Here is a 12,363-nt window from a genome sequence, read left to right as displayed (position 1 = left end):
CTGCGGGGATCATCGGCTGATCCAAGATCCACCCGTAGTGCTTCCGAAGCTGCGCCGAAAAGTCCCTGGCATCTTTGCTAAATTTCTCTGGCGGGAGGTTCACCAGCATGCAGCCGTGCTCGGGGCAGCTTCTGATCGACGAGAGTTTCCACTGCAGGCGGCGCGGAACACACCACGATTCAGCTGCAGACGGCGCCTCTGCCCTTACACACTCGGGACAGACACGGACGCGCAAGCGTTGAAAGCTCTGGAGGGAGGCAAATTCGTCTCGCAGTCGGAAATGCCCTTTTCCGTGGTGGCGGACTGACACCCGCTCCAACGCAGCTGCGTCGCACCCGGCCAGCTGCGCCAATTGCTCTATCGCGATCTTCTCCCCGCGGAACAGGGGATCGATCGGAAAGGCAATGTCGCCGCAGAATCTTTGCATGGAGCTTGCGCCGCCCCTCGCCGCGAGTCGGGAGAGCAAAGACGATGCCGGCTCGAACGCGGCATACCGAACAGTCAGCGGCAACTGAGGAAAGGTATTTCCCGGGATGGCAGGGAGGCTCTTGGCCAAACGAGACTTCCGGGATCAGACAAAGGCAGGAATGTCCTGACCTCACGATCGCGAGCTCAACTGGGCAACGCCACTCCGCATTCTGGGATTTCCGCCTGCGGGGTCAGGCATCTGACATGAAAGTCAGATTTGCCTGACACCCCACAGAGTGTGTCGAATGTCGTGCATTTCCGACTCGTGGCAACGTGTTTTCTGAGGCTTGCCAGTGGTTCGTGCCGAGCAATTCCGACCCAAATGCCAAGCATTTCTGACCCAGGTACAGGCCGTCATCTAACGTGCCGTCTTGGTAACGTGACACATGTCCGCAGGCGCCCTTCGCCTCGAGATGCCTTGTCCAGCGAAGCGGACCCTAACGCCAAGAGCACGGAGGGATCACTCAGCGGGACCTTTTTGCCGTTCGCCGCGAGTGCTCGATTTGCGCTGCGGCTGCAAAGGTCCTCAGTAGAGAGCGCGGAGAGCCGACCTCCGCTGCGTCTTAGACAGATCGCGGTGATGCGCAGGAAGTTGATACGGCTCGCGGCACCCCGTACCTCTCGCGCTTCCGGCACAGTCGCCGACGTTGGACCGAAGCGCAACCAACAGCAGATCTGGGCGCTCCCGACCCGTGGTCCCGGCTCAGTGACAAGCTACTATCGCACGTAGGCCCTTGAAAATCTGTCAGGCGAACACCATTTATATGCAGCTTATGTTTCTTCTCTTCGTTATTCCGCCGCCATTGGCTTGGTTTCGGTTGATCGGCTTGGATCGACGACGCCGGGCTGCCGCGATTGTGTGGGCAGCGTTTATCAAGGAGACCACGGATATGGCCAATGGCACCGTGAAATGGTTCAACAGCACCAAAGGCTTCGGCTTCATTCAGCCTGAACATGGCAGCAAAGATATTTTTCTGCACATCTCTGCCGTCGAACGCGCCGGGATCAGCCGGATTGAAGACGGTCAGGCTGTCACCTTCGACGTAGAGAGCGGTCGTGACGGTCGCGAATCCGCCAGCAACCTGGCACTTGCGTGAAGACGAAGCTGGAAGACCTGCTTAAAGGTGTTCCGGCTCAAGAGGGAAACGGTGGGCGGCTCTTAGCTCCCACCGTTTCCGCTTCGGCTGCAAAAGCCGCTGAGCCGATGACTGCGCTTGACAAGACGACCGCAAGCGCAAAGCGCTTGCTGGATGACGAGGCTCTGGTCCGGTCTGAAAAGACGGCACGTCTGAAGGCTGCCCGCAAGGATTGCGACAAGGGCGACGACAACTGATCCTCGCCCCCGCACCGCCACTTTCCACGCTCCTGCCCACGCGAAATTCTCCGAATGAATTCGTGTGGCTCATCGTAATCAAGTCAACACGAGGAGACGGTCATGGGCTATTCCCAGCCGAAAAAGCAACTCGATCTCAAGGAATTCCTTAGCACACCTGCGAAGAAACGTCCCTACAATCGCAAGTTTGGCACAATGAAGCCGCAAGCGGCAACGTCGAAGCCGACCGCGACGTCGGCAATCGAACCGGACGACGCGGCAAGCTGAGCCTCGCGACATCTCTGCCTCCGGATCCCGGAGCAGCATAGCAGGGTTGGTTCCGAGCATTCGGAGCCGACTGTGTCCCCGATGCGGGACCTGGCACGACCCACGTCGCGCCGAACAGGCGATCTCCTCCACTTTCGAAGAGCGTTGCGGACTACCCTTCTGGGCAGGCAACGCCGGGATCGCGTTAACAGACAAGGACAAAGAATGATTGAAATACAATGGGGTGTCCCGATCACCCTTTACCCGGCGCACAATGGTGTCGCCGAACGCTTCAGTACGATCGAAAAGGCGCGTCACTGGCTGCGCCGCAACTGGCCGCTCGCGGACGATGCGCGTCAGGCCGCCCTGGAAAAGATCGAATCTGCCATGGACTGTATGAGCCCGGTGAAGGAAGCACGCAGCGCCTTCGTCGCTGCGGCATTGTCTGCCGGGTTCGCTCCCGACCGCGCGTCCTGAGGCGCGTCGGGCATTCGAGGAGGCGCATTAGACCATAGGAATTCGCTAACAGGTCAAGTAACTTGCGCTGGAACCACTCTTCCGGCCAGATGCATGTTACCCAATATTGATCCCCTTCAAGAGAGTATCCGGCAGGTCGAGCTTGTCTCGGATCTTTCCATGATCCTCGATGCCTGCGGCATGGCAACCGGCATGGGCTTTGTTGCTGTCGCCCGTGTAACCGAAGGCCGCTGGCTGACCTGCGCGTCCCGCGATCAGGTGAATTTCGGCCTGACACCCGGCGATGAGCTGGATGTCACATCGACCATCTGCAGCGAAGTACGGGCCTGCCGCAACAGCATCACGATTCCGGATGTGGATGACAGCGAGGTCTATCGCAATCACCCCACGCCCCGACAATACGGTTTCAAGAGCTACATCTCGGTTCCGATCATCAGAAGCGATGACAGTATCTGGGGCACCCTGTGTGCCATCGACCCCGACCCGCAAGAGATCGGGCCGCAGGCGGAACAGCTCTTTACGATCTTTTCCAGATCAATCGCCCGCGAGCTCGACCGCCAGGACGAACTTGCCAAGGGTCGGCAAAAGATCGCAGAGGGTCGCGCCAGCCTTCAGACCGAACGCGATACCGCCCGGCTGCGGGAAGAGTTCATCGCCATCGTCGGGCACGACCTGCGCAATCCGATCGCCGCGGTCACATCCGGTTTGCGGATGATCGAGAAACGCGAGCTTTCGCCGGAACGCCAGGCGATGCTGGTGTTCGAGATGCAGCGGGCGCTGACGCGGGCCAGCCAGATCATCACCAACCTGATGGATTTCGCCCGTGGCCGCCTTGGCGCCGGGATCGAAGTGAATGCGCCTGCGCCGGTCGATCTCGCGCCGGTATTCCGCGACGTGATCGGCGAGATCGAACAGGTTGCCGGTCAGCCGGTCCTGCCTTCGATCGACTTGCCGCGCGCTCTGGTCGCCGATCCGCAGCGGCTTGGCCAGCTTTTGTCAAACCTTCTGGGAAATGCCGTGGCCCACGGTGCCCCCAATCAACCAATTACGGTCGACATCGCAGAGCGCGACGGTGAGTTAGTTGCCAGCGTCACGAACCAGGGCATGCCGATCCCGCCGGAGGTACAGGCGTCATTGTTTCAGCCGTTCTCACGCAATGAGAGCAAGCAGAAAAGCCTTCAGGGTCTTGGGCTTGGCCTCTACATCGCGTCGCAGATCGCGTTGGCGCACGGCGGACGGATCGATGTGTCGTCTTCTGCTAAGACAGGCACGACCTTCACCCTGCGCATGCCCGCAAAGCCGGCCTGAGGTCATGGCATTCGAACAAGCGCTGCCACGATGTCCTTGGCTGCGAGGGGCTTTGCAAGAAACGGGCTGTCTTGCGGGATGGCATGAGGTGAGGGAGGCGTGCCACCCGACATGATGACGATCCGGCAACTGTCAGACCGCTGCCGCGCCTCCGAAGAGAGGGTGAGACCGTTCATTTCGCCCGGCATGTCGATATCGGTGACAAGCACGTCGACTGCATTGCTGCCGTCCATGACGCGCAGTGCCGTTGCCGCATCTCTCGCTTCCAGAACGGTGTATCCCAGATCCGCAAGACCGAGCGCCAGATCCATGCGAATTATCGGCTCGTCCTCGACAACGAGGATCGTCAGGCTCTTGTCGATCATGCGGGCGTTCCAATGCTACAGGAGATCTGCAACGCAGCCCGCACTCGCGCGCTCTACGATACTTAGACAAACGGCTGGGGGAGCACGCGCGTTCCGGTTTTCTTTCGTGTCGGTGACATTTTTCGAGGAAACTTGGTGGAAAAGGCCAAACATCCCAACAGGCCATTCCCGCACCCCGTGACGAACATTGCGGGCTGAACCCGTGACCGCGGCAAGGCGACGATGTTCCCCAAAGATCATACCGTGCGCCCGGATGCGATGACCGGTGACGCCGGGCGATCAGAAGCCTTCGATCGTGGCATCCAGCGCCGTTGTAATTCAGGCGAGACTTCCTATATATTGTTCAAGCACTACGTGCGTATCCCAAATTTTGTGGGTTTGAAGGAAGAGCGGACCCCGCCGATTGTCCGGCAATCGCTATCCCACGACCGGAGCTCTCACCGGGCTGCTCGTTTCCGTAGAACGCCCCTATCCTCAGACATCTGCCGAGCCCGCGTGGACGTGCCTGGTGGGATGGCTGTCAGGCAGACCTTTGCTGCCTCGCCCTTGATCGAACAACTGCAACGACCTCTTGCGAGGTACTGAAAGGATCGTCCGTGAACAAGGACACCCGCCTCTCGTCGATGGCTGACGGCACGTCGGCGCTGCGCATGAATATCGGATGCCGCATCACCCACACCCTGACCCAGCCGACCCCATTGATCGCGCTGCTGAATGTGCATTATTCGCGGTTCGGCGACCTCGAGCGCGCGGACTACCTCGTGACTCAGCCCAGCGTTCCGCTCGAAAGCTACCGCGACGGCTTCGGCAACTGGTGTACGCGCATGGTGGCCCCTGCTGGCGAATTCACCCTGACGACCGACGGGATCTTCCGCGATGCAGGTCATCCAGACCCCCATTGCCCGGATTCACGGCAACATGCCGTGGAGGACTTGCCCTTCGATACGCTCGTCTACCTGCTGGGCAGCCGCTACTGCGATACGGACTTGTTGTCCGAGCGCGCCTGGGAGCTGTTCGGAAAGACAGACCAGGGCTGGTCGCGGGTGCAGACAATCTGCGACTATGTGCATGACACCATAACGTTCGACTACATGAAAGCCGACGCAACCCGTACCGCGGCGCAGACATTGACCGGCGGCTTTGGGGTCTGCCGCGATTTCACACATCTCGGCATCGCGCTGTGCCGCTGCATGAACATCCCGGCCCGGTACTGCACAGGCTACCTGAGCGAGATCGGCGAACCGTTGCCCCATGCCGAAGACGATTTCGCTGCATGGATGGAGGTCTATCTGGGCGGACAATGGTGGGTGTTCGATCCTCGAAACAACAAACGGCGCACCGGGCGCATTCTCGTGGCGCGCGGCAGAGACGCCGCAGACGTGCCGCTGACACAAATCTTCGGGCCGGGAACTCTATCCGAGTTTGAAGTGTGGACCCAGGAAGTTCACGGCGAAAGGCCCGGCACCCCCGATACCTGACCTTCAGGGCCAGAGACCACGGATATCCTTACTTTGGAGCGCATGCCAACTGGCCGTTTCCTTTCAACATTTCCAAGGAATTTTCAAATGAGTCTTCAAATCGACATGACAACCCTTCCGCGCCTGTCAGGCGAGTGCCTGTCAATCAGCCTTGGCACACCGGATGAGGCTTTCGGTGGCCGACCTGCTCCCTGCAAACAGCATGACGAACCCGCCAAGGCTCTTGCCGCCCTGCGGCGATCAAACCTCGCAGGACGCAACGTCGGTCGGATTTTGCCCGGAACCAGGAGCGATGGCACCAAAGGCCTGCATCCGGACAGGGAACCGACTGCAATCTTCGTCGAACGGATGGTGGCCGACCCGATGACTCGTCTTATCATGCTGGCCGATGGTGTGTCGGAACACAAGATCAGGACCCTCTACGGGATGCGTCTCCCGACGAGGATATACGGGCGTGACCGACCTGATACATCGGTCGTGGCAGTGCAGGAGAGGGTCGTTCCCGAACCGGAGCCGCGACCGTGCACCCCTCGGCCTGCTATCGGTGAATGAGCCTTGGAGGCGAACATCCTGCTCAGAAGGCCGCCACTGCACAGGCTTCGGCGCGAAGAGGAAACGGCACGTGACGGAAGGGTGCCCCACATCCTTGGACGATGTGATCGCGCCTGCCAAAGCGGACGTGGCCGCGGAACGCTTGTGCCTGTCTTGCCGCAAGACCTTTCCGAGCGAAGGGTTCGGACACCGGATCTGCCCTCGCTGCAAAGGGTCGAGTGCTTGGCGGAGTTCTGTCCCGGATCGCGGCTCGACCGGGCGCCAGCGCGGTGCCCGGTCGTCGTGATGTCGCCATGACCCGTCTCTCCATCACCCACAGGACACGCTATCGCTTTCACAACCCGGTGGATCTGGCGCCACACCGGATGATGCTGCGCCCCCGCGAGACACCCGACCTGAGGCTTCTTTCATACAAACTCGATGTTCGGCCTGCGGCGGTCATCGACTGGTCGCATGACGTGGCCGGCAATGTCGTGGCTTTGGCCAGCTTCCAGTCCAAGGCGCAGGAGCTGGAAATCCTGTCTCAGTCCCGCGTTGATCTGCGCGCGCCCGCCTGGCCGGTCTTTCCCATCTCGGCTTCCGCAGCATCCTATCCTTTCATCTATTCGCACGACGAAAGCGCTGACCTCGGCGCGCTCATTCTGCCGCAGTACGAAGATCACGGGCAGCGTCTGCGAGGCTGGGTCGGGTCTATCGTCGCGACGAGGCCAACCGACACGCTGGCCCTTCTAAGAGACGTCAGCAACGCGGCCACAACGCAGATCGCCTATCAGGGACGCGAAACAGAAGGCACACAGGGCCCGCTCGAGACGCTGGACCGTGGCTGGGGCACCTGCCGTGACTTCGCCGTACTTTTTGCCGAGGCTGTCCGGACTTTGGGGTTCGGAGCGCGGCTTGTCTCAGGTTACCTCTTCGATCCCTTCGAAAACAGGGTCGGGACAACCGAGGCGGGCGCAACCCATGCCTGGGTGGAGGTTTTTGTCCCAGGAGCGGGATGGATACCTTTCGATCCAACGAATAGGTCTTTCGGTTCCGCAAATCTTGTGTCCGTCGCTGTTGCCCGGAATATTCATCAAATTTCACCGGTTTCAGGCAGTTTCAGAGGCACGAACTCTGATTTCCGCGACCTTGACGTTTCGGTGGATGTTCGCGCTGATGACAATCACCAGAATGCGGACGTGAGCGAAGGAAACTGATGAGGTGAAACCGGAAGACTATGTTACGGAATTCGCGCATGGTCTTGGAGTATAGTCATGTTGAACTGCTGACCTGCGTCAAAACGTTATTCGTACACCTGACTTTATTACAGGTTCTGTGCCAACGAGTTCTCGGTTGCTTGGCGATACTCGCCCTTGGGTCTCGCGGCCGTACCACAGCTCCGCATCCCCGATGGACTTCGCGTCCGACGCACCGAACGCGGCGAGATGGAGGAGGGTGTGGATAGCGAAAGCGGCCCGATGTCTGGATAGGGCCTGTTGTGACTGGCCTGCCGATGCTGCAACAACGAACTCAAATAATGTCGAAGCGGTCAGTTGGGCTCGCAGGAACCGTTCGCTGCGCACAGCCCGAGCGGCAGCTTTCAAGGAATGAACTCCGCGGAGCCGTGTCCGCTTCCTGCGCTTTGCTGCCGCTCCATGCCGCGCACGTTCCACCTGCTACTCCCAACCAGCATCCATGAATCTTTTCAGGTCAAAGTCGGGGTCTCGCGCGCCCATACGGTCAACCTGATCCTGAATTGGCCGCAACCGTTCGAGCAAGTCCTGTTCCGCGTGCATCCGAACGAGTTCGAAAATCAACTGGGCCCGTAGCTTAAGATACTCCGCGGCCTCCACATCCACCTCGCTCATGGCCAAGAGCAAGCTCCTCAGACGTTCGACGTCATCATCCATGGCTCGAGCTCCTCAGGGCGTCCCATGCGCGGCGACCTGCGATCGTTCGTAGGCGCGAACATTTCGCCCGCCGCAGCTGACTGTCGGGACCCCTTCCCTATCCAGCCTCCGTGCCAAATGGATCGGGGCCACTTTCGACGCCTTCGCGAGCTGCCCAAGAGTAAGAAACCGCGCCTCGAAGGCCCGAATGCTGGTCCTGGTGATCAGGGTGTGTCGGTGATTGGTGTCGGCGTTCACACATTCCGCTTGGCCGAGATACCCGGCATCCCGAAGCGCCCGAATGGCTCCAACCCCGATCTTCAGGTAGGCTGCGGCCTCAAGCGGCGTCAGATCGCGCGGCGCGAACTGGACCTCTCGCGCGCCGACTTCAACCTCTTGCGGAACGAGGATCGCCTGGAGTCCTGTCACGTCTGCCACACGGGCGAGCCCCTCGATTTTGCCATCCCGCCAGAGCGTGATCAGGCGGACCAAACCAATACGATGGTTTCGACAATGATCACGTAGCAGGAGGTAGCTGCCGACACCCGGCGCTTCTGGCAATGCGGCCACCTCTGCCAAAAGAAGGTCCACATCCTCAGCGTAGACATAGCGCAGCGCCGTACCGAACCTGATTGAACGCAGAACTCCCTTGTCGATCAGCCCCTTCACCTGCGTCGGCAAAATGTTCAGCGCAGCACCCGTGGATTTGAGGTTTCGCAACCCGCCCCAGAATTCGAGCGCCCTGTCGAGCTGCTCCGGCGTCGTTTCCGTCAGGGCTTCAGTCTCCGCATCGGAAAGACCTTCGACGTGGCCGATCAGCCGCTCCAACAGCGCAACCCCGAGGCCGGTTTGCCTGCGCGCCGTATCAAATGACATGCGCTGGACACCCGGCACCGGCCTGCCCAACACGCGCCTGTTGGGCTTCATCGTGTAGCTGCGCACCGTGAAGGCGTGGACGCAGGCGACGAGGCCTTGCAGCTCCGGGCGTTCGTGTGCGGCGCGGAGCCAATGGTAGAACGCGCCGAGGTCGGTCGAATAATACGGCCGACGTGAGCGGGAGCGCGCTTTTAGCTCCTCCATGCAGCGAAGGAGGCTCTCCGGACCGGCGGAAAGAACCCGCAGCCCCTCGACACAAAACTCGCGCTCCTGGTCCTGACCGTACGATGAGAAATGCTGCAAGGGCGCCCCGCAGATGACCGCGCCCAGCGTCATACAGGCCCCGTGCAGATGAGTAAGCTCCAAACCACGGAGCCAGTCATCCTGAGGGCCCCGGTAAATCCTGCCGCGCAAGTAGGTTTCGAACTCGGTAGGCTCGTATCCCTGCTGTCGGTCCACGGCCCGCTTCACCAGATCGCGGTGGAGATCGACTTGGGCCACAACATCATAGGTTTCATGCGAGGTTGCAGCGCGCGGCAGGTCCAGAAGAGCCATCCCGTGGCGCTCGCACCCGAAAAGACACAGGACGTTCCACTCAAGCAGCTGATGCGCCCCATACCGACCCATTTCCGCAAGAGCCTCTTCTGTGCATGTCGGGCAGACCCGGCTGGACGTGCGCCGGAACACGCCCGTGCTGCTCCTGGTGCGACCGACCCGGTAGTGACCGGTCCGAACCTGCTGTGCGCTCCAAAGCTCAAGGTGATGCAACGCAAGGCCGCCCACGTCAGCGAGCAAGGCAAGCTGGTCCGGGTGCCCGGAGCAGAGAAAGGGCCACCGCATTCCCATGTCGGAACATAGGTCTCGCGGCCTGACACCATTTCGGGCGGCGAGCCGGGAGCCGATGCTTGCGGGAGTTTCCCCGCTGAGCGGAGAAACGGTCAGCGCCAGCCGCACATTGTGCATGTCGTCCTCCCGCATCCACCGTGCCAACGATGCTCGAGTGCCTTCAGAAATTTCGAAACGCACAGATTTCTGCGTCTTGCTTTGCAGGACCGACGCGCGTTCCTTGATTTGACCCGATGTCATGACATCGACCACTTTCATTTTTACCAGATCACAGCCACGCAGCTTGCTGTCGATAGCAAGATTGAAGAGGGCGAGCCCGCGATGGTTCTCGGCCAGTTCCAGCCGTACCCTGATCGCCCAGACGTGTTTTGGCTTTAGCGGCCGTTTCTGGCCGACGATCCGGCCTTTGTTCCAGGCCGGGCGAAGCGCGCGGATGGCGGGTAAGTTTGGTGTTTCCACAACGGATCCTCCGATCCGCCGCGCCCTCCCACATCGACAACCCGACGTTGACATGACATCATATCACATGATGCTGCTATGCATCCGAGGTCGGCTGTGAGCCCATATTGACATGAGTAGACCGCCGGTATAGTCAGCCCTCGACTTTAGACCACCAGTCTAAATGAGCCATGAATGCCGACTGGAACTACAAAACCGCGCGAAAGGTTCGACGCGCTGGACGAGCAGACACAAGCGCGTTGGCTTGTCCCCGCCGAGGCGGAATTTTGCGAATACGGGTTTGAAAAGGCATCGCTTAACCGCATCATCACCCGCGCGGGCGAAAGCAAGGGCCGAACCTATCATTACTTTGCCGACAAGGGCGCACTCTTCTGCGCAACGCTTGAGCGCCGCGTTCGGCACGATGATTTCATTGATCAATTCCGCAAAGCAGCCTCTGCTTCCGACGCAAGAGAGTACTGGCTCGAACTTACTGCACTTTGTGCACGGCTCACAAAAACGCTTCAAGGTGACGGCCGTCTTGCTAGCTTGCTCAGGACGTTGCACCGGGAAGCCGCGGCGCAACAGTCCTTCGCGGAACCACTGGCCGCGATACGCGGCAGCATTGATGACTTACTTATCGCAGGTCAGTCTATCGGCGCAGTGCGCGATGACCTTCCCATCACGCTGCTGACCGAAGTCGCGTTGAATCTGATTGCGACCTTGGATCGATGGTTTGCCCTGAACGGTTCCACTTTGTCAGAGGAAGCAGAAGCAGCTCTCTCGCAGAGAGCATTTTTGCTCCTGATGGCGCCCCTCCTCCCCCCTCGATCTACGGAAGCTATGTCAATATGAAGCCTTTTCACGCGCTATGCATCCTTGTAATACTGAGCGCAGTCAATCTCGCCCTGATGATCCCGGGTGGATTTGTCGAAACCCGAACGTTTCCGGGTTATAGCGTCGCGGTACTTGCTGCGTTCAATATCTTTCTCACCTGCCTCGGCATTGGAAGTCTCGCTCTGGGCTATCGCATGTTTCGCACCGGCCATGCGGGGATTTCGCCAATAGTCGTAGGCGTCGCTTATGTAGCGGTCTATGCTCTCGATCTTGCCCATATCTTCCCGATAGCAAAGGCGCCCATGTCAAAAATGTTGGCCGCAACGGAGTGGATCGGGATCATACTCGGTGTGACGGTGATTGTTCTTGGTTTGCGGCTGGCAGTCGCGAATGATGAAACGGCCGTGAGCGGACCAGCACCATCGCGCACCCTGTTGCTCACACTGGGCATGGCGGGCTTGCTGATCGTTGTCTTCGCGACCCTGTCGGCAATTTAGCTTATGAATTGCACAAGCGCTGGCGCGACAACACATCGCCGAATTATCCGCCTAGCCAACATCCAGTTCAGCAGTGATTCGTAACGGCAGTTTAGTCCGCGAAGTGTGAGTTCGCCTATGCTTCGTCTTCGCAACCGCGGCGTATGACCGGTCTTGGGACGCTGCGGATGACGGTAGGACGGGCGTCGGGAAAGGGCCGAAATGTTACCGCTCGCTCGCTATTTACGCGCACACATCTTCGCGCCAGTATATCCTGCTTAGCTCGTGCGGCATCGCCAAGAGCGCCACGTCAGCATTTCTAAGTCTCATAGACAAAGCGCACTGAGCTGCGTCGGCAAGCTCGCCCAAAGATATGAAAATTTCGCGGAACTGCATCAGACTACCAGCGGTAACTATGATCGTCCCTCGTCGGTAGAACTCTGAAGCATCCACACCGTGCAGCGGCTCTGTTGCACAAATCGCGTGAGGGATTCATCTCGTGAATCCAGCGTGGTAGCCGGGATGCATGAGCAGACCCATACCCGCGACCTACAGGACCAGGAACTGGCCAGCCTATAACGAAGCGCTCAAGCGCCGGGGTTCGCTGACGATCCACTGACCGGCAGTGCATTGCGCAGCAATGTCACGAGAGGTTGGTTCGACCCTGAGATGAGCTGGGATGGCGCGGCGACAGGCCGGCGTGGCCGACAGCAGACCTACAGCGATGCCGCTATCCAGACGTGCCTTTCGATGAAGGTTTTGTTCGGCATGGCGCTCCGGCAGACAACCGGGTTC

The 12,363-nt window shown here is 59.7% G+C and carries 12 protein-coding genes and 3 pseudogenes; 10 read left to right on the top strand and 5 right to left on the bottom strand.

Annotation, left to right across the window (positions count from 1 at the left end):
- On the bottom strand, window positions 1–556 hold a 556-nt coding region (locus tag BLQ77_RS27345), incomplete at its 3' end, for a TniQ family protein (RefSeq protein ID WP_242661893.1).
- 802 nt (window positions 557–1,358) lie between these two features.
- On the opposite strand from BLQ77_RS27345, the gene BLQ77_RS27340 reads away from it, so the two are divergent.
- From BLQ77_RS27340 to BLQ77_RS27325, 5 genes are all read left to right on the top strand, one after another.
- The gene (locus BLQ77_RS27340) at window positions 1,359–1,565 is read left to right on the top strand and encodes a cold-shock protein (protein WP_089964223.1); all 207 of its coding nucleotides are present in this window, start codon (window positions 1,359–1,361) and stop codon (window positions 1,563–1,565) included.
- The gene (locus BLQ77_RS27335; protein WP_089964222.1) at window positions 1,562–1,801 is read left to right on the top strand and encodes a hypothetical protein; all 240 of its coding nucleotides are present in this window, start codon (window positions 1,562–1,564) and stop codon (window positions 1,799–1,801) included. Before BLQ77_RS27340 ends, BLQ77_RS27335 begins: the two co-directional genes overlap by 4 nt.
- Window positions 1,802–1,903: 102 nt before the next feature.
- Window positions 1,904–2,068, top strand: coding sequence for a hypothetical protein (locus BLQ77_RS28970; RefSeq protein ID WP_165617233.1), 165 nt, complete (start codon window positions 1,904–1,906; stop codon window positions 2,066–2,068).
- 204 nt (window positions 2,069–2,272) lie between these two features.
- Window positions 2,273–2,524, top strand: coding sequence for a DUF982 domain-containing protein (locus BLQ77_RS27330; protein ID WP_089964221.1), 252 nt, complete (start codon window positions 2,273–2,275; stop codon window positions 2,522–2,524).
- 159 nt (window positions 2,525–2,683) lie between these two features.
- Window positions 2,684–3,832 (top strand): GAF domain-containing sensor histidine kinase, encoded by a 1,149-nt coding sequence (locus BLQ77_RS27325; protein WP_165617232.1) that lies wholly within the window; start codon window positions 2,684–2,686, stop codon window positions 3,830–3,832.
- 2 nt (window positions 3,833–3,834) lie between these two features.
- Here the strand turns inward: BLQ77_RS27325 and BLQ77_RS27320 are convergent, their stop codons facing one another.
- Window positions 3,835–4,197, bottom strand: a complete 363-nt coding sequence (locus BLQ77_RS27320) for a response regulator (protein ID WP_089964219.1) — start codon at window positions 4,195–4,197, stop codon at window positions 3,835–3,837.
- Between the two features lie 644 nt (window positions 4,198–4,841).
- On the opposite strand from BLQ77_RS27320, the gene BLQ77_RS27315 reads away from it, so the two are divergent.
- Window positions 4,842–5,675 carry a transglutaminase-like domain-containing protein gene (locus BLQ77_RS27315; protein ID WP_375360220.1) on the top strand — a complete coding sequence of 278 codons (834 nt, stop codon included), beginning with the start codon at window positions 4,842–4,844 and terminating at the stop codon, window positions 5,673–5,675.
- A gap of 845 nt (window positions 5,676–6,520) precedes the next feature.
- Window positions 6,521–7,423: a transglutaminase family protein gene (locus BLQ77_RS27310; protein ID WP_089964218.1), complete on the top strand. Its 903-nt coding sequence runs from the start codon at window positions 6,521–6,523 to the stop codon at window positions 7,421–7,423.
- 459 nt (window positions 7,424–7,882) lie between these two features.
- Here BLQ77_RS27310 and BLQ77_RS27305 read toward each other — a convergent pair whose 3' ends face one another.
- The 3 genes and pseudogenes from BLQ77_RS27305 to BLQ77_RS29575 all read right to left on the bottom strand — a co-directional run.
- Entirely contained in the window at window positions 7,883–8,116 is a 234-nt protein-coding gene (locus tag BLQ77_RS27305; RefSeq protein ID WP_089964217.1) for a hypothetical protein, read from the bottom strand.
- A 12-nt stretch (window positions 8,117–8,128) separates the two neighbouring features.
- Window positions 8,129–9,901 (bottom strand): annotated as a pseudogene (locus tag BLQ77_RS28965) (TniQ family protein); the annotation flags it as partial.
- Between the two features lie 30 nt (window positions 9,902–9,931).
- Window positions 9,932–10,276: pseudogene (locus BLQ77_RS29575) on the bottom strand (site-specific integrase); the annotation flags it as partial.
- A 174-nt stretch (window positions 10,277–10,450) separates the two neighbouring features.
- Between BLQ77_RS29575 and BLQ77_RS27295 the strand changes: the two are divergent.
- The 3 genes and pseudogenes from BLQ77_RS27295 to BLQ77_RS27280 all read left to right on the top strand — a co-directional run.
- A complete protein-coding gene (locus tag BLQ77_RS27295; protein WP_089964216.1) occupies window positions 10,451–11,110 on the top strand; it encodes a TetR/AcrR family transcriptional regulator in 660 nt (219 codons plus the stop codon).
- Window positions 11,107–11,589 (top strand): DUF8051 family protein, encoded by a 483-nt coding sequence (locus BLQ77_RS27290; protein WP_089964215.1) that lies wholly within the window; start codon window positions 11,107–11,109, stop codon window positions 11,587–11,589. Before BLQ77_RS27295 ends, BLQ77_RS27290 begins: the two co-directional genes overlap by 4 nt.
- Before the next feature lie 505 nt (window positions 11,590–12,094).
- Window positions 12,095–12,363 (top strand): annotated as a pseudogene (locus tag BLQ77_RS27280) (transposase); the annotation flags it as partial.

This window comes from Salipiger thiooxidans, assembly GCF_900102075.1.
Lineage (GTDB): Bacteria > Pseudomonadota > Alphaproteobacteria > Rhodobacterales > Rhodobacteraceae > Salipiger > Salipiger thiooxidans.
Note: the sequence above shows the minus strand (reverse complement) of the source record. Positions and strands in the feature narration are given on the sequence as shown.

Bases quoted from the DNA above. Each gene is read 5' to 3' on its own strand.
- BLQ77_RS27340 (WP_089964223.1), top strand. From the start codon at position 1,359: ATGGCCAATGGCACCGTGAAATGGTTCAACAGCACCAAAGGCTTCGGC.
- BLQ77_RS28970 (WP_165617233.1), top strand. From the start codon at position 1,904: ATGGGCTATTCCCAGCCGAAAAAGCAACTCGATCTCAAGGAATTCCTT.
- BLQ77_RS27330 (WP_089964221.1), top strand. From the start codon at position 2,273: ATGATTGAAATACAATGGGGTGTCCCGATCACCCTTTACCCGGCGCAC.
- BLQ77_RS27325 (WP_165617232.1), top strand. From the start codon at position 2,684: ATGATCCTCGATGCCTGCGGCATGGCAACCGGCATGGGCTTTGTTGCT.
- BLQ77_RS27320 (WP_089964219.1), bottom strand. From the start codon at position 4,197: ATGATCGACAAGAGCCTGACGATCCTCGTTGTCGAGGACGAGCCGATA.
- BLQ77_RS27310 (WP_089964218.1), top strand. From the start codon at position 6,521: ATGACCCGTCTCTCCATCACCCACAGGACACGCTATCGCTTTCACAAC.
- BLQ77_RS27305 (WP_089964217.1), bottom strand. From the start codon at position 8,116: ATGGATGATGACGTCGAACGTCTGAGGAGCTTGCTCTTGGCCATGAGC.
- BLQ77_RS27295 (WP_089964216.1), top strand. From the start codon at position 10,451: ATGCCGACTGGAACTACAAAACCGCGCGAAAGGTTCGACGCGCTGGAC.
- BLQ77_RS27290 (WP_089964215.1), top strand. From the start codon at position 11,107: ATGAAGCCTTTTCACGCGCTATGCATCCTTGTAATACTGAGCGCAGTC.